A 20,704-nucleotide genomic window follows, 5' to 3' on the forward strand; every position below is an offset into this window, starting at 1 on the left:
TTTTGTATTTAATTGCAAAAAATTGTAAAAAAGCCATTTACAAAAAATTATTGGAACATGTTTTTATTATTAACAATAATTTTAAATTTTAGTTATATTACTTTGAATATTTGTTAAAAAAATTACTGATAATTTGTAACATACATTTTGATATCATCAATACAAATAATGCATATATACTGCTCATTATATTAATCAAATTACGAGAAGTTATGTCAAAATCAATTATAATATTGAAATCATTTCGTTAGATTTACATATTATTTTCGATTGTAGTCAATTTCTATTAAATTTGACACATTTTCAATTAGTTGATGATATAACTTGATAACCTAATTATTACAACTAATTTAGATCTATGACAATGTATTGAACCACAAAGAAAATAATAGATCACTCTTCTAATAGGCAAGCTATTAATAGGTTCGTCTATCATAGGCGATCATGACAAAAAAATAAATAGCTATAAATGATGTATAAATTATTTATAAAGAAAAAGAAAAATAGTGTTTGGTTATCATTTATTAGTTCGTAAGTTAATTTTACAAAATATATCACTCAATTATTTAACAAGTAAATTGCTTAGATTTTTTAATATAATAAAATAATCAAGATTATTAGTTTAACTAAGTGTGTTTGTAGCAGTTAATTAAAACAACTGTTCGAATAAAATTTCCAAAATGTCTAAATTTACATAATCTTTACTTAATAAAATATTGAGTATTAGATACGAATAAAATGATAGTTACTAAAGTGCTAAAGACTCATTGATTATTGCCAGCATTGAGCGCAAAGGTATATAATAGAAGATTAGCCATTGTTATAGAAAAATGTAGAGAACATCTAACATGACTCATATACAAGAAAAACTTACACTGATTAAAAACAGTATTATTACTATTCCAGACTATCCTAAAAAAGGCATTTTATTTCGCGATATTACCAGCTTATTAGAAGATCCTATCGCGTTTAAGACTTCTGTTGATCTATTAATTAATCATTATAAAGATAAAAAAATCGATAAAGTTGTGGGTACTGAAGCGCGAGGCTTTATCTTCGCTGCACCCATTGCGTTAGCTTTAGGTGTTGGTTTTGTGCCGGTTAGAAAACCAAATAAGCTACCTCGCCATGTATTTAAAGAAGAATATCAACTTGAATATGGTACAGATACGCTCGAAATTCATTCCGATGCGATCAAATCTGGAGAGCGCGTATTAATTATTGATGATCTGTTGGCTACGGGTGGCACAGTTGCAGCAACAGCAAAATTAATACAGAGATGTGGCGGTATTGCAGAAGATGCCGCTTTTGTTATCAACTTACCTGATTTACAAGGTAAAACCAAATTAACTCAAGCTGGTATTAATTGTTTTACACTCGTTGATTTCGAAGGAAAATAATCCACCTTAATATTAGGGCGAAACTTTCGCCCTATTGTACTTGGCAGGCTCCTATTTTTTCATCAATGATATCATTGAAAAATCCAAATAATTTTTTATATATCGAGCCCGCTAAAAAAATCCACTTATTGATGCAATACTTAGACTGCTCTCGATGTCAAAGGGATTATCCTACTATTGGGATAGATGTCAAAATGCAATTTCAATTGTTGAAAATAACCTTGTTATGCATGATAAATTAGTCAATAACGCCCTACATAATAATTATTGAATGACATTGTTCAAAACGTACTGCGCCACATTACAAACAATCAATAAGGCATCTATTCACCAATTGAGGACAGTTAAATCAATTAAAAAAGCCCCTGACACTATCTTTCTTGAAGAAGATTGGTAAAGGTATTGCCATTGAACCACTTGGAGCCCCCATTTATCTACTTTTTGATGGCATAGTGAATGGGCTATTTCATAGCAAACACCTTGGGTTCAATATCCGAATTAGGGGATGAATTACTGATCTATATTGGACAAGAAACAGTTGCGCTGGAAGGCAAATATTTTAAGGCATTTATCAATACTGGCGACAAAATTAAAAAAGCGATAACTCATTCAATTCGATACCAATAGCTTAATAAAGAAGAATAGAATTAATTTGTTAATAGCAATAGCGATAACCAACCGTAATAATTTTATGACAATTACAATACCCTTAGGCAACAGTGATTAGCCCTGCTCGATTACTGATATTATCAAAACAAAGCTAAGTATCACAAAACCAAGCACTCAAATGACTAATTATTACGTTTCATCAATAAAAACCCATGAATGTCATAATCTCAAATTTTACTAACAACAATTAAACAAACAAAATAATTGCATAAAAAATCAAATTAACACTTGATTAAGCATTTAATGTGAATTATTATTCAAAAATAAAGCATAATTATTAAAAAGGAAATAAGTAAAAAATGAAAAAATTTAGTCATATTATCGCCAGAACACCCGCTAAATCACTAATTAATGGGCTAACATCAGCTAATTTAGGTAAGCCCGATTATCAAAAAGCCTTAGATCAGCATAATGATTACATTCGCGCTTTACAGCAATGCGATGTTGACATCACCATTCTTCCAGCTGATGAACGTTTTCCTGATTCTGTATTTGTTGAAGATGCCGTACTTTGTACGCCGCATTGTGCAATAATCACAAGACCTGGTGCCGAAAGTCGACGAGATGAAACAACTATCATTGCCGATACCATTGAACGTTTTTATCCAAATAAAGTCGAAGCCATTACAGCACCGGGAACGGTTGAAGCTGGCGATATTATGATGGTTGGTGATCATTATTATATTGGTTTATCGGCGCGTACCAATCAAGCTGGTGCCGATCAAATGATTGCCATATTAAAAAAATATGGCATGACAGGATCAGTTGTTACTTTAGAAAAGGTTCTCCATTTAAAAACAGGCCTTGCCTATTTAGAAAATAATAATTTACTTGCAGCAGGTGAATTTATCACTAAACCTGAATTTCAACACCTTAATATCATTGAAATTCCTGAGCAAGAAAGCTATGCCGCTAACTGTATTTGGGTTAATGATCGCGTCATTATGCCAGCCGGTTATCCGATCACAAAAGCAAAAATCGACGCATTAGGTTATCAAGTCATCGAAGTCGATACATCTGAATATCGTAAAGTTGACGGGGGGGTTAGCTGCATGTCACTACGATTTTAATGTTGATGTATTAAATGACGCTATTTTTAACCCATTAAAAAAGATAACAACATGAATACACCTACAAAAACAAAACTTGGTATTTTGCCACTAACCTTGTTAGTGGTGGGCAGTATTGTTGGCAGTGGTATTTTTAGTTTGCCGCAAAATATGGCCGAAGCATCGGGCGCCGGATCAATTTTAATTGCTTGGGTAATAACCTTAATTGGCATGTTAATGCTAACACGAATCTTTCAATATTTGTCGATTCGATTTTACAAAATCAATGATGGATTATACGGCTATGTCCGTGAAGGTTTTGGTGACTATATCGGCTTTAATGCAGCATGGGGATATTGGATATCCGCCTGGATGTCTTGTGCCAGCTATTTAGTCATTTTATTCAGTGCATTAGGCTCGTTTGACTGTTTGAGTTTTTTTGGCAATGGTACCACATTGCCAGCTGTGATAGGTGGTTTGATCTTTTTATGGATTGTCCATACTTTCATTTTAAAGGGAATTTATCGCGCATTTTTATTAAATTGTTTAGTTACTCTGGCTAAAATTGTGCCCATTGGTTTGTTTATTATTTGCGTGATTCTTGCATTTAAAATCGATACCTTTGACACCAATTTTTGGGGAACACCACAATTAGGATCGGTCATTGATCAGGTCAAACATACCATGCTTTACACGGTATGGGTTTATTTAGGTATCGAAAGTGCGACGGTTTATGCATCACGGGCGAAAACAATTTTAAGCATTAGCCGAGCAACCTTTTTTGGCTTTGCAATTACTAGCCTATTATTAGTATGCGTTTCGGTTTTATCGCTAGGAATCGTACCCCAACAAGAACTTGCCGAAATGAAAAATCCATCCATGGCTTGGGTGATCGAACGAGTGGTTGGCAGTTGGGGAGCGACATTTATAAATATTGGTTTAATTGTTTCGGTCAGTGGCGGGTTACTCTCTTGGTTATTACTCGCAGCTGAAATGCTATTTTTAACCGGACATGGCAGCAGACACACTGTACCGAGTTATTTTGGTAAGATCAATAAAAACGGCACACCTGTTAATGCATTGTGGCTTACCACCGTGCTAATTAGTGTTTTAATCATTCTTGCCCACTTCTATCAATCTGGTTATAACACCCTAATTCAACTCTCAACATCAATGGTGTTAATCCCCTACTTACTTTCGGCGCTATTTGTTTTTAAATTGGCGGTTAAACAACGAAAAACCTACTTAATTTTTATTGGTAGTATTGGTTCAATTTATGGATTTTGGTTGATTTATGCTGGAGGCATTGTTTACTTATTACTCTCTATGATTTTATACAGTGTAGGTTTATTATTTTATCTCTATGCAAGAAAACAACGATCACTTTCAGCTTTTAGTTTTTTACATGACAAAATCTATGCCATAACTATTGTCATATTAGGGATGACAGCGATTCTATATTTTTATGTGTAAAGCTATTAAACGAATTATCAAGCATTATTTTCGAAACAGATAAAAATCGACCAATAAAGCTCGAAAATCATCGGAATAGCGCCCATCCTCATCTCGCATACAAAGATGCTGTTCCAAAACAGCATCACAAGGCTGAAAAGCAAAAGTCATTAATGACAAAGAAAAGGATTTGTTGGCAGAGTACTTAACTTTGAGTTCTTGCTGTAAATATAAATGATTAGACTTTGCTAATAACTTAAATTGATTGGATAAGTGATAAGGCAAAACCAAACAAAACCTACCCTTTATGCTTAATAACCGTTTTACAACATCAAGAAGCTGTTGATAGCTCAAACTTTCAGTATACCGAGCTAATTGCCTTTGACGATCACGGCAATCAACGGCTGATTCAAAATAGGGAGGATTGGTAACAATCAGATCATAACAACCAGATGACTCTGTTCTAAATTGATTGATATCTCCCTCAATGGCGTTAACCTTGCTAAAATCAGCAGAAAAGGCATTTTGCTGACACTGGTTTACGGCCTGTTTATCAATATCAATAGCATCAATCTGACAATCATGATTGATAAGGCGCGCGGCTAACATTAAAGCAATCACACCACAACCCGTGCCAATATCAAGTACCTGTTTAGGTGCATGTGTAATCGGTGCCCAGGCGCCTAATAAACAACTATCGGTTGTTACTTTCATCGGGCTTTTATCATGAGCGACAAAAAAATGTTTAAAGGTAAAACCACCTTTTTTGAGTGATAAATGATTATTTGACATCAAGACTCTTTTTAAATAACGGTTTATTCGAAGCAATGGCATCAGCCCAACGCGTCGGTTCAGGCAAACGATAACCACGTAAACAGCGTGTTACCCATTCTAACGCACTATCTTGGCTAACACGATGACCCGGCGAGATGAATAATGGATTACAATTATTTTTACTTTGTAACACCCAACCAATTTGTTGTTGCTTATCAACTAATGGGGTAACTTGACCCGCTATTTTAGGAATCGGAGAAAATTGACCACATAAGCGTTTTTTTGCCACACCAATAGTTGGCATATCTAACAATAATCCTAAATGGCTGGCAATACCCAAACGCCTCGGATGCGCAACACCTTGACCATCGACCAATAAAAGATCCGGTTTATGCTTCACTTGCTGCCAAGCGCTAAGTAAAGCGGGATATTCACGAAACGATAAATAACCGGGAATATAAGGAAATTCAGTTTTTAAGCGTGCAATATGATACTCAACTACTTTAAAATCAGGATAAGTTAAAATGACAATAGCCGCTCGAGTGACATGACCGTCATCTTCAAATCCAACATCGGTCCCCCCCACTAACTTTATTGTGGGATTAAAATCATCAACCAATTTTACCTGATTGGCTAAGCTTTGCTGGGATTGCTTTAATTGTGCTAAATTGATAGACATTTTTATTCTGCTGGGTATTATTATCGGCAATAAAGTGATTTTAACAGAATTAGTATGCCATATACATTAACAAATCCAGTTGAATTGACTGAAGAAATAAAAAAAAGCCGTTTTATCGTCAATGCTGCGCCCGTCACCACTGCCGATCAGGCAAGCCAATTTATTGAACAAGTTAGCGATATTAATGCTACCCACAACTGCTGGGCATGGAAAATCGGTCAACACTACCGCTTCAATGACGATGGCGAACCCACCAGCACCGCAGGTCGCCCTATTCTATCAGCAATTGAAGGACAGGATTGCGATCAAGTCGTGGTAGTGGTTACGCGCTATTTTGGTGGCATAAAATTAGGTACAGGTGGATTAATTCGTGCTTACGGTGGCAGCGCCAGCCACTGCTTACAACAAGCCCAGTTGATCGAACTCATAACCCGTATTCCTCTACAATTTCACTGCTACTATAACGAATGGCCGATTATTGAAAATCGCCTAAAAGAACTTGATGCCATTATCGAACATCAAGATTTTGACGCCGAAGGCGTAGAAGTTAGCTTAGCAATCACCCAAGATAAAATAGCAACATTACAAAAAAATATCAGTGATATAACACGTGGTAGAGTGGTGATAGAGAAATAACATTCTGAAAATGTTATGTTACTATTTTTTATGATTTAGGACATTAATGGTTTGGCGATATTGAGGTTTATACTAAAATGCCCACTTTACTTCAACGTCTAAGAAAGAATTGTTTCTATTTATTAAGAAATTCGTTTCTTTAATTCTTAATTTTTGGGCACTAATAATTGGGTGATTTTTCTTTTCAGTAAAAACGCCCGAATTGGGAGATTTGTGAAAAATCCCCCGAAGCTACCTGTGTCATCTAGGATACTTACCTCTTCGAACCATCATCTGTTCAAATTTTTTCCATAAAAATGTGCGCCACAAAATGCTAGAAAGGGGGTCTGCAACGTCCCTTGTTCTTCGCGTTGTGTAGTTTGCTGATTTGTTGCTAACAAAGGCCGTACCTTACCTAACATCCTATAGACATGCACTACTCTCATTTGTCAACGTTTTATCATTGTGCAAATATTAAATTTAACAATATCAATAACTTATTTATCTATTTTTATATTTGTGAGTGGAACTATTTTAGATCTTTTAATAGACTTTGTCATTTTAGGAAGGCTATACGAAAACGCACGCCTGTCCTTGGATTTTGGGTAGACTTTTAGTCTGAGAGGATTATTTAACTACCTACACGGCAGTGAACTCACTATCACCAACATTTACGGGCATATTAATTTTCTAAACTACCTACACGGCAGTGAACTAGCGTGTCAAATACTATAAACTGTGTTTGGACAAAGGTAAATAGTGTTTTGGGTGGTTCAACCCCTTTTTTTAATGAACTTGTAAATTATTGATTTTATTTGATTTAAAATAAGGTCAAAAAAAAGGGTTAAAAACTCGCATAATTTGGATTAGGTAGAATTTCAGACGTTAATAGTTTAATGTTTTTTCATAACGATAATTACATCCAAAAACCAAACTAACCCAAAATCTCCTATGTCTACCTAAACTCAACCAGATCACCAATTTCTTGGCTAAGGATTATCATCAGTTCTAGTATTTGCCGATCGCCATGAATGAACATATAAAAGGTATCTAAGCGCGGATAGAATTTTTTCATCTCTTTGCCTTTTGGTGTTTCGGCTGGGCAAAAGTTGAAAGAGAGTACTTCATGCGTTACCATAATACACATAAAGTCCTCCCAGTAGAAAACCCCTTCCATGTCCATTGCTTTATAATAGAAGCCTTCTTCATAAAAAGCACAGTATGACTCACATGGCCATTGTGCATTTTTGTAAAGTTTTTTTAATCGTCTTATTTCGGAAAAGACAGCTATATAATGGCTAATTAAAGAGAACACCATACCAATTCCAAAGAGCATAATAATAAATGCCACACTAGTCATCATTTTCATTGGCAGACGAAATGTCGCCGTGATTAAAACAATGAGGATAAACGCAACGATCGATCCACCTAAGCATAAAAACCTTTTTTTAGGGAGAAACATGTGGTGAATCATTTTAGCAATTTTGGGGAGGATTTCATCGCGTGATTGTAATTTAAAATGGCGATCAAATAAAAATGTTGCCTGTTCAGGATCAAAAGCAATATAGGGTTCTTTTACCTGTTTTTTCATTATTTTTTCCTTATTACTATTTTATTTAGATTTTAATTGTCTTTTTTGTAAAAAATCAAAATATTTTCTATAAAATAATATTATTTTGCGAAAATGGCTATTGAATTTTTTGACAGGTTGTTCTGTTGACTAAAAAATATAAAGAATTTAATCGTTATATAACGATTATTTACTGCGAAACTCTTTGTCGTAAGCAATCATCTTGAAAAGTATTTTTGTTCATTTTTTCAGTATAGATTAGTACAATTCAATAGTTGCTTGATATAGATAATCTCATTACAATGATGTGAAAATAGTCTTTAATAATTGAAAATATGATCACCTACCGCGATGCCACTTTAGCTGATTTACCTTTTATCGTTGATGTCTACAATTCAACCATTGCTAGCCGCATGGTGACAGCTGATACAAAAACTGTTTCAGTACAAAGCAAAGTGGCATGGTTTGAACAACATAACCCTCAAAACCGCCCACTTTGGTTAATTCAATACCATAATCAACCATGCGGTTGGGTTAGTTTGTCATCCTTTTATGGACGACCTGCCTATAATAAAACAGTCGAAATTAGTCTTTATATCCACCAAGATTTTCGTGGTAAACAAATTGGTCAAGATACAGTAAAACATATTGAGCAATTTGCTCAAAAAGTAGGTATAACAGCTATTATGAGCTATATCTTTGGTCATAATATTCCAAGCTTAGCGTTGTTTAAAAAAATGCAATATCAACAATGGGGACTATTTCCAAATATTGCAGAGCTTGATGGCGTTCAACGTGACTTAATTATACTTGGTAAGCGATTGCCCTGATTTTCATCATTACTCATTATTCCCTACTGTTATAAAGGATCTTTTTTTAATGCGCATAGTCAATGTATTAAAAATACTTACATCACAAGCTAAAATCACAAATGTTTTAATAATGTTAAATGTGGGTTATTTTGTGGTATCACGATTATTAGGTTTCACTACATTAACCTATATGACTGATGAACAATTCCTTATTCTTTGGGGAGCAGATAATGCGGAATTAACCTTATTTTACCATGAATATTGGCGCTTATTTACCAGTATGTTTGTTCATGCTGATTTGACACATTTAGTAATGAACATGCTTGCCTTATGGAGCGTAGGCCCTATTTTAGAAAAACGCATACCAGCTTTTGTGTATATTGGGATCTACTTGTTTTCCGGTTTGTTTGCTAACTTAATCAGTGACTTTTTTTTACTTTATCAACATGTGGTTAGCTGCGGTGCGTCGGGCGCCATTATTGGTGTTATCACCTCACTATTAGCTTATAGTTTAGTATTTAAAACTAATTTCGAAGAAATGCCAATCAAAGCTATCTTAATTAGTTTAGTCTTAACCGCAGGACTGGGATTGTTACCGTCTATTAATAATATTGCCCATGTAGCGGGCGCAATTAGCGGATTTATCATAAGCTTTGCTCTCTTTACTTGTCTTAAATTGGCCAATTATCCAAGTAAATTAGGCATGATACTGCTTTTAACTTTACTTGTAATTGTAGCGGCTATATTCGTTTTATTGGTCTATGAATTAACCCCATATGAAGAATTATTTTACAAATATCTGGAGCTATATCATAAAAATGACTGAAAAAAAGCGCGAATAATTCATTTCATACCGCGCTTTTGTAATGAAAATATATCGCTAAAAACTATTTAAAATACGAGCAGGATCGACTTTACAAGCTCGCTTAGCAGGATAATAACTCGCAACTAAGCTTAATAACATAGCTGTAACAAATACTATTGCGACATCGGTAAAATGAATTTCTGAAGGTAAAAAATCGACAAAATAGATATGGCTATTTAAAATTTTATGTCCCATCAGTGATTCGACTACTTTCATAATATTTGATAATTGCCATGCAATTACAACACCTAATATTACGCCCATTAAACTCCCAATCAATCCAGAAATAATGCCATACCAAATAAAGATATGTTTGATCAGGCCATTGGTTGCACCAAGCGTTTTAAGTATAGCAATATCACGTTGCTTATCTTTCACAGCAATAACAAGTGTAGATACAATATTAAAACAAGCAACGCCAATAACTACAATCATCGCCAGATACATAATTTGTCTTATCATCTGAATATCTCGGTACATAAAACCATAAGCGTTTTCCCAACTATTAAAAGACAAATTCATATTCAAACCCAATGTAGCTTGAGCAATAATACGGCTTGCATCGAATACTTTATCGACATTAACCATAACACCCGTGACACTGTCACCCATGTCCAGCAACTTTTGTGCATCAGCTAGAGGCACTAAAGCCACATTGTTACTTAAGCTACCACTTAAATCTAAAATACCAATAACGTGTAAACGTACGCGCTTTGGTTGTTTAAGTTGAGTTGAGTCATTGGTTGATACTGGAAGTAATAACGAAACCCAGCTGCCCTCTTTTATTGATAATGTTTTGGCTAATCCTGCACCAATAATCACCTGTTGACTATCAGATTTAAATTTTTGCCATTTGTTATTCAATACAAATTTAGGCAGCGCGCTTGTTTGGCTTTCTTGTTCAGGATCGATACCTTGCACTTCAACCGCGCCAAGTTTGCTACCATTTTCAATCAAACCAGTAAAATTGACAAAAGGCACTGCTGAAACAATATCCTTATTTTCTTTTAACTCTTTTTGCACCTGACGCCATTGTTCTAAATTGCCATATTGCGGATATAATTGTCCATGCGGTACAACCGATAAAACACGATTATGTAATTCGCGTTCAAAGCCATTCATCGCACTTAAGCCAATTATTAAAGCAGCAATACCAATAGCGATACTCATTGTTGAGATAATCGAAATTAAAGACAGCATGCCACTTTTACGCCGACCTTTTCGAAATTTAATAGCCGTTATTAATGATAAATTCATAGTTAATTTTCCAGTAACGGTTTGTCTGACTCACAATTACTCAACAATTGCCCATCACTCATAATTAACTGTTTATCCAGCTTTTTGGCCAAACTTAAATCATGCGTAACCACTAAAAAAGCGGTGCCGTGTTCACGATTTAATCGAATTAACAAATCAAAAATAGTATCGGCAGTTGATTTATCGAGATTTCCTGTTGGTTCATCCGCCATCACTAATGCAGGATTATTGATTAAGGCGCGGCCAATAGCGACTCGTTGGCGTTCCCCACCCGAAAGTTCAGCCGGTCGATGGTTTGCTCGTTTCACTAAGTTAACCGATTCTAACATTGCCATTGCCCGTTTTTTAGCTTCGTTAGCCGAAACACCGCCAATTAATAACGGCATCGCCACATTTTCAAGTGCAGTAAAATCGGGTAAAAGGTGATGAAACTGATAAACAAAACCAATTTCTTGATTACGTAAATGCGCTTTTTGCACTTCAGACAATTGATTAAGTTGTTGTGATTTAAATAAGATTTCGCCAGATGTTGGCTTATCTAAGCCACCGAGCAAATGTAAAAGTGTACTTTTACCCGAGCCTGAGCTTCCAATAATAGCTAACATATCGCTACGATAGATATCAAATGATACATTTTTTAACACTTCGGTCACCATTTTGCCTTCTTTATAGGTTTTATAAAGATTTTTAGCGCAAAGTAGTATTTCTGAATTATTCATAACGTAAAGCCTCGGCAGGTTGAATATTGGCTGCACGATAAGCAGGATAGATAGTTGAAATTAGCGATAACATAAGCAATCCAATGATAATAAATATAATTTGTGATGGTTCAACCAACGAAGGTAACTCAATACCTGCAAATGATAACCCCAAAACTTGCATAAGTTCATTCAAATTCAAAGCAAGTAACAGGCCAATAATACTGCCTAATAAAGTCCCCATCACGCCGGAACTAGCACCTTGAATAATAAAAATCAGCATAATTTTAAATCGTGATAATCCTTGAGTTTTCAGGATTGCAACTTCACCTTGCTTTTCCATCACTAATAAACTTAGCGAAGTGATGATATTAAATGCAGCGACAATAACAATTAAGCTTATCAATAAGCCCATCACATTCTTTTCCATTTTTATAGCTTGAAATAACTCCCCGCGTTTGGCACGCCAATCATTAAATATCAAACCATCGGGTAAAGGCGTATTTGTTACCGCTGCGATATTTAGAGGGTTTTCTAAAAACAGACGCCAGCTTGTAATCATATTAGCGGGATAACGTAACAGATTTCTTGCATCGGATTGGTTAATATAAATTAGCGCTTGATTGATATCATGATTGACCGAAAATAACCCAACAATATTGAATAAACGCTGAGAAGGGATTCGCCCTACTGGGGTAATTTGGCTGGCATCTGTGACCATCAAACGAATTTTATCACCAACTGTCACCCCCAATTGATTTGCTAATGTCTGCCCTAAAATCACGTTATATTGCCCAGCTTGTAGATCAGTTATTGAGCCACTATAAATATAATCATTGATAGGATCTTCATCTTCTGCTGTAATGCCCATTAATGTGCTTACGGTAATACTTTGTTCACTTTGTAATATTACATCGCCAGTCACTAATGGTGTGATTCGATTGACGCCCTTAATACTATTAAAAAGCGTGCTTGGCGTGAGATTAGGATCGATTCGACCTTGCGTTGAAGTAATTTGTGCTTGGGGGAAGAATTTTAAAATACTATTTTGCATTTGATTTTCAAGCCCATTCATTACCGACAACACGACAATTAAGCCAATCGAGCCTAGCATAATCCCTATCATCGATAACCAAGAGACAAAACGACCAAAGCCATCTGTTTTTTGACCATAAACATAGCGTAAACCGATATAAAAAACTAATGGGCGAAATATTTTTGACATAAACGTATATATTACCTAAAACTTTTAATGAAGTTTACTCGTTAAATAGAATTTGCTTATCATACAGGATTAAACAATTATAGAAAACAACCACGTAATTACGCTATAATCTTTCGATAACTTTTTTTGATATCAAAAAAAATTCCTATGCCTAAAACAATCAATATATCAACACTTATTCCACAAAAGCCTGGGGAAATAAAACACTGTGGTCAACTAGTTGGCTCAGCTTTATCACTATTTTGTGCGCAAGCAATTCAAGCTCATAACGGATTAGTGGTGATTATTACCGATGATATGCAACAAACCTCACGCATACACGAAGAACTAAAACAATTTTCGCCCTTTCCGTCTATTTTTTTCCCAGATTGGGAAACCTTACCTTATGACAGTTTTTCCCCACATCAAGACATTGTATCGGCACGCTTATCTTGCTTATATCACCTTGGTCATTTAACCAAAGGTGCTCTGATCTTACCAATTAATACATTAATGCAAAAAGTTTGCCCGCAAAGCTTTTTAGGTGGGCATGTATTCATGATGAAAAAAGGTCTACAGATAAGCCGTGAACACCTACGTTTACAATTAGAAAATGCGGGTTATCGCTCAGTAAGTCAAGTAATGGAACATGGTGAATATGCCACACGAGGCGCATTATTTGATATTTTTCCAATGGGCAGTGATAAACCTTATCGTATTGATTTTTTTGATGATGAAATTGATAGCATTCGAACTTTTGATGTTGAAAGCCAACGCACTTTTGAAGAAATTGAGCAAATTCAACTGCTACCAGCACATGAATTTCCATTTGATAAAGCAGCTATTGAGCTATTTCGTAGTCAATGGCGTGAACAATTTGCAGTAAGATTAGAGCCAGAAAGCATTTATCAGCAAGTCAGTAAAAACATCCTACCAACAGGTATTGAATATTGGCAAGCGTTATTCTTTAGTGAGCCGTTGGTGCCGCTGTTTTCATATTTTTTAGATAATACTTTGATCATTAATACGGCAAATATTGAACAGTTTGCCAATAAATATTGGCAAGACATTAATCAGCGATACGAAAGTCGCCAAGTTGATCCAATGCGTCCACTATTATCACCCTCGGTTATTTGGTCTAAAACCGATGAAATATTTGCGCAATTTAAACATTATCCGCGACTTATTGTAGCAAACGAAGCGGTTAATCAATCAACTAAAAATATTAACTTACCTTTTAGTGCATTGCCTGATGTTGCAATACAAATTCAACATAAAGATCCTTATTTTCATTTTGAACAATTTAGTCAGCAATTTGCGGGTAAAATTATTTTTTCAGTCGAATCAGAAGGACGTAAAGAAGCGCTTCAAGAAATACTTGGCCGGCTACGTATTTATCCCACAACAATTACCCAATTAGATCAACTAGACAATATCGATAATCGCTTTTTTGTCATCATTGGCGCAAGCGAACAAGGATTTATAGATTTACAGCACAATTTTGCGTTTATCACAGAAAATGAATTGCTAGGACGACGAATTATTCGCCGTAAAAAAGAGTCAAAACAATCAATTAATACTGATTCTTTAATTCGTAGTTTAGCTGAATTAACACCGGGTAAACCAGTGGTACATTTAGAACATGGGGTTGGACGATATGCAGGATTAACCACACTTGAAACGGGTGGTATTACAGCAGAATATCTTATTTTACTCTATGCTAACGAAACTAAACTTTATGTACCTGTTTCGTCGCTGAACCTAATTAGTCGTTATTCTGGTGGCGATGAAGAAAATGCGCCCTTAAATAAACTGGGTACCGATGCGTGGAGTAAAGCACGGCAAAAAGCGGCTGAAAAAGTCCGCGATGTGGCAGCTGAATTACTCGATATCTATGCTGAGCGTGAAAGCAAACCTGGTTTTGAATTTAAACAAGATCGTGAACAATACAAACTCTTTTGTGAAGCTTTTCCTTATCAAGAAACGGAAGATCAACAAAATGCCATTGGTGCTGTTATTGGTGATATGTGCTCCCCTTATGCTATGGACAGATTGGTATGTGGGGATGTAGGATTTGGCAAAACCGAAGTTGCCATTCGAGCGGCTTTTTTAGCGGTAATTAATCATAAACAAGCCGCAGTTTTAGTACCTACAACGCTATTAGCACAGCAACACTATGAAAATTTTTGCGATCGTTTTGCCAATTGGCCAATACGTATTGAAAGTTTATCCCGCTTTAAAACAGCAAAACAGCAACAAGCAGTAATTCAAGCACTTGCTGAAGGCAAAGTAGATATTGTCATCGGTACACATAAATTACTGCAAGAAGACGTTAAATGGAAAGATTTAGGCTTACTTATTGTTGATGAAGAACATCGGTTTGGGGTTCGACAAAAAGAGCGGATCAAGGCTATGCGTGCCAATATTGATATTTTAACATTGACTGCAACGCCAATTCCTAGAACGCTTAACATGGCAATGAGTGGTATGCGCGATCTCTCGATTATTGCAACGCCACCAGCTCGCCGTTTAGCTGTAAAAACGTTTGTCCGGGAATACGACGATTTAGTTATTCGTGAAGCCATTTTACGAGAAATTTTACGTGGTGGTCAGATCTACTATTTACATAATGATGTATCAGATATCGAAGCAGTCGCTGAAAAACTAGCCGAACTGGTACCGGAAGCCCGAATTGCAATTGGTCATGGACAAATGCATGAACGCGATCTTGAAAGAATAATGAATGATTTTCATCATCAACGATTTAATCTTCTAGTCTGCACAACTATTGTCGAAACAGGTATTGACATTCCTAACGCCAATACCATTATCATTGAACGTGCAGATAAATTTGGTCTGGCACAATTACACCAACTGCGCGGACGCGTTGGGCGTTCTTACCATCAAGCTTATGCTTATCTGTTAACGCCGCACCCTAAATTACTAAGTAAAGATGCTAAAAAGCGGCTTGACGCTATCGCCACATTAGAAGATTTAGGTGCAGGTTTTGCCCTCGCAACGCACGATCTTGAGATTCGTGGTGCTGGTGAATTGCTCGGCAGTGATCAAAGTGGGCAAATTGAGACCATTGGTTTTAATTTGTATATCGAATTGCTTGAAGATGCCGTTAAATCATTAAAGGAAGGTAAAGAACCAACACTCGAATCTTTACTGAATAATCAACAAACCGAGATAGAATTACGCTTACCAACATTAATTCCTGATGATTTTATTCCCGATGTTAACACACGTCTATCCCTGTATAAACGCATCGCAAGTGTCGATGATTTAGATGAGTTAACCGATATTCAAGTGGAAATGCGCGATCGTTTTGGTCAATTACCCGATGCTGTTTTGTTTTTATTAGACATTACTAAAATTCGTCATCATGCAAGCCAGCTTGGCATTACTAAAATTGAATTGGGTGAAAAAGGCGGTTTCATCGAGTTTGGCCCTAACAATAAAATTTCGGTCGATTATTTAATAGAAATGATTCAAAAAGAGCCAAAAAATTATCGCCTAGAGGGCACAAATCGATTAAAATTGTTGAAATCAGAATTACAACGTCTTGAACGTATTGAATATATTAAAAATTTATTGGTTGATTTTGCTAAACATCAAGCTTAACAACATAATTCATCATTAATTTAAAAGAGAAATATAATGAAAAAAAGCACACTGGCAGTTGGTATTATTGCAATATTAGGAATTGGATACGTTGGCACAGCATGGTATACAGGTAATATCATTGAAAGAGACATCGATAGTAAGTTAGAGCAAATAACAGAAATTGCCAATAAATATCAAGATGATTTTACCGTGAAATTTGCTTACAGCAATTATGAAAAGCATATTTTTTCAACTAAAATGCATTTAACCATTACCCTATCGCCTATCGATTCCCCTAATGATAGCATCAATTTATTTAATGATGATATTACCATCCATCATGGTCCATTCCCAATTGCCGCGCTAAGCAAAGGTTGTTTAACACCACAGATGGCTTGGATAGATTATACAATGACCGAACAGGCCTACCCTGAACTTTGGAAACTTGCTGGTGACAAGCCACTTATTACAGGGCATGCTGGTGTAAGTTATGGTCAATATTTGACTGTTGCATTGGCCAATAAAGCCATTACCATGACCAATGCTCAATGGGATGGGCTTGACGGTAAACTCGATATTTCTGAAGGAAACTACACATTTGAAAGTAATAGTGATGCATCAAGCATTAAAAGTACGGCTAATTTAGACAAATTTGTTTATCAATTAAATGATAATAATTCAATTTCACTAAATAAATTAAAATTATCAGCACAGCCAAATAGTGAGAAAGGCAAGATAAATTACGAGATTAGCTTTGATAACTTTAAAACTATTATGGATGATTTTGATATACAGGGCAATGTTGAAGTCAGTAATGTTAATAGCAAAGGTGTCATTGATTCGAATGATGTTAATATGGATATCGAAACAACGTTTGATAAATTTACCTTTATACCAACTGACAAATATTCAAATTTAATGTCACAAGTTGAACTGCAAAAATTTGATTTGAAGCAAAAATCCTCAGTTAACTCAACCAATACTGTCGATGGTTCAACAAAATCAACAATTGGTTCTATCATTTTTGGTCAACAAAACTTAGGCTCAACCCTTTTAGATCTGGATTTTAAAGGTGTTGATAAAAGATTTATTTTTTCAAATATAAATGGCTTATATAATTATAATAGTGACGCTTCTAGCAATCCAGCTAATACTAAAGTAACGTTGAATAAGTTTAATTTTCACAATGCTAGTGGCGACATAAATATGACCGCAAATATTGATATTTCTGGTGTTGACAGTGATGATTTAACCATCAGCGATATTGATAATATTAATGCATTGCAATTTAGCCTATATGCACCATTTGATGTCATGGCCCGTTTTGCTGCACAAATGGATAACCCGAAAAGCAACGAAGTCACGCCAGATCAACTATCTAAAGCCAACCAAACAGTTCAAATCATGGCAAAAATGTTCTTAAGTGGTTCTGATACATTCGTATTTAATAAAGACAACATCAAAGGCGTATTCTCTGACATAGATTTTTCTAAAGATAAAGATGAGGTTTTAGTGAATGGTAAAGCAATTGCTAAAGATGAATTTTTAAATAATCTATAATTACCTATCACATAAAATCTGATAACAGATAAGCTATTGCGCCGGTCAATTCTGGCGCAATGTTTTTTAAATCATTAAGTAAAAACAGGTTATGAACACAAACTCCCCTTCTCACAATGAAAATCAATTTAAACGTACCATGAAAACTCGGCATTTAATAATGCTATCGCTAGGTGGCGTGATTGGTACAGGGTTATTTTTCAATACAGGTTATATTATCGCAACAGCCGGCGCAGTTGGCGCAATTATCGCCTATTTAATTGGTGCTTTAGTTGTTTATTTAGTCATGCTATGTCTTGGGGAACTGGCTGTTGCCATGCCCGAAACAGGCGCATTTCATACTTATGCGTCGCGATTTATCAGTCCTGGCACAGGCTACACTGTTGCTTGGCTTTATTGGTTAACTTGGACTGTAGCACTAGGTTCTAGCTTTACTGCTGCTGGCCTATGTATGCAGTATTGGTTTCCTAATGTTTCGGTTTGGATTTGGTGTCTAATTTTCTGTGTCGTGATTTTTGCTCTAAATATTATTACTGCTCAATTTTTTGCGGAAAGTGAATTTTGGTTTTCAATAATTAAAGTGGTCACCATTATTATCTTTATTATTGCTGGCTCAGCTGCAATATTTGGCTTTATTCCAATGAAAAACGACATGCCAGCGCCTTTTTTACATAATATAACTGATAATGGCTGGTTTCCAAATGGAATTATTCCGATTATTATGACGATGGTTTCAGTTAATTTTGCTTTTTCTGGTACCGAATTAATAGGCATTGCCGCTGGCGAAACGCATAATCCTGAAAAAAGCATACCGTTAGCAATTAAAACCACAATTTTAAGATTGATTATCTTTTTTGTCGGCACTATTTTTGTGTTAGCCGCATTATTACCAATGGATCAAGCTGGCGTAATTAAAAGTCCATTTGTTATGGTATTTGAAAATATTGGTTTACCTTATGCCGCTGATCTCTTTAATTTTGTTATCTTAACCGCAATTTTGTCAGCAGCAAACTCTGGGTTATATGCATCGGGACGTATGCTTTGGTCACTTTCAAATCAAGGTACCTTGCCAAAATGCTTTAGCAAATTAACTCGTAAAGGCATTCCAACTATTGCTATCGCCGTCAGTATGCTAGGTGGGCTGTTAGCACTATTTTCAAGTGTTATTGCGCCCGATACGGTATTTGTTGCACTAACTGCTATTTCCGGATTTGCCGTAGTTGCAGTGTGGTTAAGCATTTGTGCTTCACACTACTTTTTTAGAAAACAACTTTCAGCCGCTGAGCTAAAAACATTAAAATATAAAGCCCCACTATACCCAATTGTGCCTATATTAGGTTTTATATTATGCTTAATTGCCTGTGTGGGGCTCGCCTTCGATCCAGAGCAACGTATTGCATTATATTGTGGTATTCCTTTTGTTATTGTTTGTTTTATTGCGCATCATTTCACTGAAAAATATCAAAAAAAGAGTCATACCAATGAATAGTTGTAATCCCATAGCTGCTTTGTTAAAGCAGAAAGAATATATTGTTATTGATGGTGCGCTTGCCAGCGAACTACAACGACGTGGTTGTGATTTAAATGATAGTTTGTGGTCTGCTAAAGTGCTCATTGAGCAACCCGAATTAATCAGTCAAGTCCATTATGAATATTTTAAAGCTGGCGCTGATTGTGCTATCACGGCGAGTTATCAAGCTACTCCGCTCGGGTTTGCAAAAAAAGGCCTTGATTTAAAACAGTCCATAGCCTTAATCAAAACAAGTGTTGAACTTGCTAAGCAAGCCAAACAACGTTATTTAAATGAGCTAACTGATAATAAGCCACTGCTAATTGCAGGCTCAGTCGGCCCTTATGGTGCTTATTTGGCGGATGGTTCAGAATATACCGGCGATTATCAACTAACTGAACAGCAATTTATTCAATTCCATTTTGAGCGAATTAAAGCGTTAATTGAGGCTAAAGTCGATATTCTTGCTTGTGAAACGTTACCCTCTTTTCCTGAAATTCAAGCGTTAACCAAGCTTATTGCACAATTCCCAACTATAACTTGTTGGTTTTCTTTAACGTTAAAAGATGAAAATCATTTAAGTGATGGTACCCCTATATCAAAGGTGATTAACTATTTAAATAACGTCGATCAGATTGTGAGTGTTGGCATTAATTGCATCGCGTTAGAAAAAGTCACACCAGCATTAGCGGTAATAAGTAAGCTTACAACTAAGCCTATTATTGTTTACCCTAATTCTGGTGAACAATACGATCCTAACACCAAGCAATGGCATAAAAACCATCAACATTGCTGTACCTTTGCAAATCAAATTGATATATGGACAAAACTCGGTGCAAAATTAATCGGTGGATGTTGCCAAACCACACCAAAGGATATTGTAGAAATAACAGCGTTATTAAATCATCAATAAACCATTAAGCTTATAAAACCTATTGATAAATGTGATAGATGAATAGTGTAAAGTTTTATCGCCCATCA

General features: G+C 35.6%; 17 protein-coding genes. 11 read left to right on the forward strand and 6 right to left on the reverse strand.

Features of this window, described 5'->3' with window-relative positions; all coding sequences use genetic code 11:
* Positions 1 to 848 precede the first annotated feature (848 nt).
* The 4 genes from apt (at position 849) to A9G03_RS01645 (ending at position 4,591) form a co-directional block, all read left to right on the forward strand.
* Positions 849 to 1,400: an adenine phosphoribosyltransferase gene (gene apt / locus A9G03_RS01635; RefSeq protein ID WP_065798243.1), complete on the forward strand. Its 552-nt coding sequence runs from the start codon at positions 849 to 851 to the stop codon at positions 1,398 to 1,400.
* A gap of 456 nt (positions 1,401 to 1,856) precedes the next feature.
* Positions 1,857 to 2,027, forward strand: coding sequence for a PTS glucose transporter subunit IIA (locus A9G03_RS12290; protein ID WP_082209379.1), 171 nt, complete (start codon positions 1,857 to 1,859; stop codon positions 2,025 to 2,027).
* Positions 2,028 to 2,368: 341 nt separating this feature from the next.
* Positions 2,369 to 3,139: a dimethylargininase gene (ddaH, locus tag A9G03_RS01640; protein ID WP_065798244.1), complete on the forward strand. Its 771-nt coding sequence runs from the start codon at positions 2,369 to 2,371 to the stop codon at positions 3,137 to 3,139.
* Positions 3,140 to 3,190: 51 nt separating this feature from the next.
* Positions 3,191 to 4,591, forward strand: coding sequence for a basic amino acid/polyamine antiporter (locus A9G03_RS01645; protein ID WP_065798245.1), 1,401 nt, complete (start codon positions 3,191 to 3,193; stop codon positions 4,589 to 4,591).
* A 24-nt stretch (positions 4,592 to 4,615) separates the two neighbouring features.
* Here A9G03_RS01645 and A9G03_RS01650 read toward each other — a convergent pair whose 3' ends face one another.
* Positions 4,616 to 5,362, reverse strand: a complete 747-nt coding sequence (locus A9G03_RS01650) for a tRNA1(Val) (adenine(37)-N6)-methyltransferase (RefSeq protein ID WP_065798246.1) — start codon at positions 5,360 to 5,362, stop codon at positions 4,616 to 4,618.
* Positions 5,352 to 6,023 carry a deoxyribonuclease V gene (nfi, locus tag A9G03_RS01655; protein ID WP_065798247.1) on the reverse strand — a complete coding sequence of 224 codons (672 nt, stop codon included), beginning with the start codon at positions 6,021 to 6,023 and terminating at the stop codon, positions 5,352 to 5,354. Before nfi ends, A9G03_RS01650 begins: the two co-directional genes overlap by 11 nt.
* Positions 6,024 to 6,077: 54 nt before the next feature.
* On the opposite strand from nfi, the gene A9G03_RS01660 reads away from it, so the two are divergent.
* On the forward strand, positions 6,078 to 6,659 hold the full coding sequence (locus A9G03_RS01660; RefSeq protein WP_065798248.1) for an IMPACT family protein: 582 nt from the start codon (positions 6,078 to 6,080) through the stop codon (positions 6,657 to 6,659).
* Between the two features lie 934 nt (positions 6,660 to 7,593).
* On the opposite strand, the gene A9G03_RS01665 is transcribed toward A9G03_RS01660, so the two are convergent.
* Positions 7,594 to 8,229: a hypothetical protein gene (locus A9G03_RS01665; protein ID WP_065634613.1), complete on the reverse strand. Its 636-nt coding sequence runs from the start codon at positions 8,227 to 8,229 to the stop codon at positions 7,594 to 7,596.
* A 314-nt stretch (positions 8,230 to 8,543) separates the two neighbouring features.
* On the opposite strand from A9G03_RS01665, the gene A9G03_RS01670 reads away from it, so the two are divergent.
* Entirely contained in the window at positions 8,544 to 9,038 is a 495-nt protein-coding gene (locus A9G03_RS01670) for a GNAT family N-acetyltransferase (protein WP_065798249.1), read from the forward strand.
* A gap of 49 nt (positions 9,039 to 9,087) precedes the next feature.
* On the forward strand, positions 9,088 to 9,846 hold the full coding sequence (locus A9G03_RS01675; RefSeq protein WP_065798250.1) for a rhomboid family intramembrane serine protease: 759 nt from the start codon (positions 9,088 to 9,090) through the stop codon (positions 9,844 to 9,846).
* Between the two features lie 54 nt (positions 9,847 to 9,900).
* On the opposite strand, the gene lolE is transcribed toward A9G03_RS01675, so the two are convergent.
* From lolE to lolC, 3 genes are read right to left on the reverse strand one after another with little or no spacing between them, the layout of a single operon-like run.
* Positions 9,901 to 11,142: a lipoprotein-releasing ABC transporter permease subunit LolE gene (lolE, locus tag A9G03_RS01680; protein ID WP_065798251.1), complete on the reverse strand. Its 1,242-nt coding sequence runs from the start codon at positions 11,140 to 11,142 to the stop codon at positions 9,901 to 9,903.
* A gap of 2 nt (positions 11,143 to 11,144) precedes the next feature.
* Positions 11,145 to 11,861 (reverse strand): lipoprotein-releasing ABC transporter ATP-binding protein LolD, encoded by a 717-nt coding sequence (lolD, locus tag A9G03_RS01685; RefSeq protein ID WP_065798252.1) that lies wholly within the window; start codon positions 11,859 to 11,861, stop codon positions 11,145 to 11,147.
* Positions 11,854 to 13,056: a lipoprotein-releasing ABC transporter permease subunit LolC gene (gene lolC / locus A9G03_RS01690; protein WP_065798295.1), complete on the reverse strand. Its 1,203-nt coding sequence runs from the start codon at positions 13,054 to 13,056 to the stop codon at positions 11,854 to 11,856. Before lolC ends, lolD begins: the two co-directional genes overlap by 8 nt.
* Before the next feature lie 156 nt (positions 13,057 to 13,212).
* On the opposite strand from lolC, the gene mfd reads away from it, so the two are divergent.
* The 4 genes from mfd (at position 13,213) to mmuM (ending at position 20,636) form a co-directional block, all read left to right on the forward strand.
* On the forward strand, positions 13,213 to 16,671 hold the full coding sequence (gene mfd / locus A9G03_RS01695) for a transcription-repair coupling factor (RefSeq protein WP_065798253.1): 3,459 nt from the start codon (positions 13,213 to 13,215) through the stop codon (positions 16,669 to 16,671).
* Between the two features lie 36 nt (positions 16,672 to 16,707).
* The gene (locus A9G03_RS01700) at positions 16,708 to 18,213 is read left to right on the forward strand and encodes a YdgA family protein (RefSeq protein ID WP_065798254.1); all 1,506 of its coding nucleotides are present in this window, start codon (positions 16,708 to 16,710) and stop codon (positions 18,211 to 18,213) included.
* A 91-nt stretch (positions 18,214 to 18,304) separates the two neighbouring features.
* Positions 18,305 to 19,702 carry an S-methylmethionine permease gene (gene mmuP / locus A9G03_RS01705; RefSeq protein WP_065634619.1) on the forward strand — a complete coding sequence of 466 codons (1,398 nt, stop codon included), beginning with the start codon at positions 18,305 to 18,307 and terminating at the stop codon, positions 19,700 to 19,702.
* Positions 19,695 to 20,636: a homocysteine S-methyltransferase gene (gene mmuM, locus A9G03_RS01710; RefSeq protein ID WP_065798255.1), complete on the forward strand. Its 942-nt coding sequence runs from the start codon at positions 19,695 to 19,697 to the stop codon at positions 20,634 to 20,636. The genes mmuP and mmuM overlap by 8 nt, the downstream gene beginning before the upstream one ends.
* The last annotated feature ends 68 nt before the right edge of the window (positions 20,637 to 20,704 follow it).

Source organism: Gilliamella sp. wkB171 (genome assembly GCF_001693755.1).
In the GTDB taxonomy this organism is placed as follows: Bacteria; Pseudomonadota; Gammaproteobacteria; order Enterobacterales; family Orbaceae; genus Gilliamella; species Gilliamella apicola_F.

Coding starts and splice junctions, on each gene's coding strand:
- apt (WP_065798243.1), top strand. CDS start 849: ATGACTCATATACAAGAAAAACTTACACTGATTAAAAACAGTATTATT.
- A9G03_RS12290 (WP_082209379.1), top strand. CDS start 1,857: ATGGGCTATTTCATAGCAAACACCTTGGGTTCAATATCCGAATTAGGG.
- ddaH (WP_065798244.1), top strand. CDS start 2,369: ATGAAAAAATTTAGTCATATTATCGCCAGAACACCCGCTAAATCACTA.
- A9G03_RS01645 (WP_065798245.1), top strand. CDS start 3,191: ATGAATACACCTACAAAAACAAAACTTGGTATTTTGCCACTAACCTTG.
- A9G03_RS01650 (WP_065798246.1), bottom strand. CDS start 5,362: ATGTCAAATAATCATTTATCACTCAAAAAAGGTGGTTTTACCTTTAAA.
- nfi (WP_065798247.1), bottom strand. CDS start 6,023: ATGTCTATCAATTTAGCACAATTAAAGCAATCCCAGCAAAGCTTAGCC.
- A9G03_RS01660 (WP_065798248.1), top strand. CDS start 6,078: ATGCCATATACATTAACAAATCCAGTTGAATTGACTGAAGAAATAAAA.
- A9G03_RS01665 (WP_065634613.1), bottom strand. CDS start 8,229: ATGAAAAAACAGGTAAAAGAACCCTATATTGCTTTTGATCCTGAACAG.
- A9G03_RS01670 (WP_065798249.1), top strand. CDS start 8,544: ATGATCACCTACCGCGATGCCACTTTAGCTGATTTACCTTTTATCGTT.
- A9G03_RS01675 (WP_065798250.1), top strand. CDS start 9,088: ATGCGCATAGTCAATGTATTAAAAATACTTACATCACAAGCTAAAATC.
- lolE (WP_065798251.1), bottom strand. CDS start 11,142: ATGAATTTATCATTAATAACGGCTATTAAATTTCGAAAAGGTCGGCGT.
- lolD (WP_065798252.1), bottom strand. CDS start 11,861: ATGAATAATTCAGAAATACTACTTTGCGCTAAAAATCTTTATAAAACC.
- mfd (WP_065798253.1), top strand. CDS start 13,213: ATGCCTAAAACAATCAATATATCAACACTTATTCCACAAAAGCCTGGG.
- A9G03_RS01700 (WP_065798254.1), top strand. CDS start 16,708: ATGAAAAAAAGCACACTGGCAGTTGGTATTATTGCAATATTAGGAATT.
- mmuP (WP_065634619.1), top strand. CDS start 18,305: ATGAACACAAACTCCCCTTCTCACAATGAAAATCAATTTAAACGTACC.
- mmuM (WP_065798255.1), top strand. CDS start 19,695: ATGAATAGTTGTAATCCCATAGCTGCTTTGTTAAAGCAGAAAGAATAT.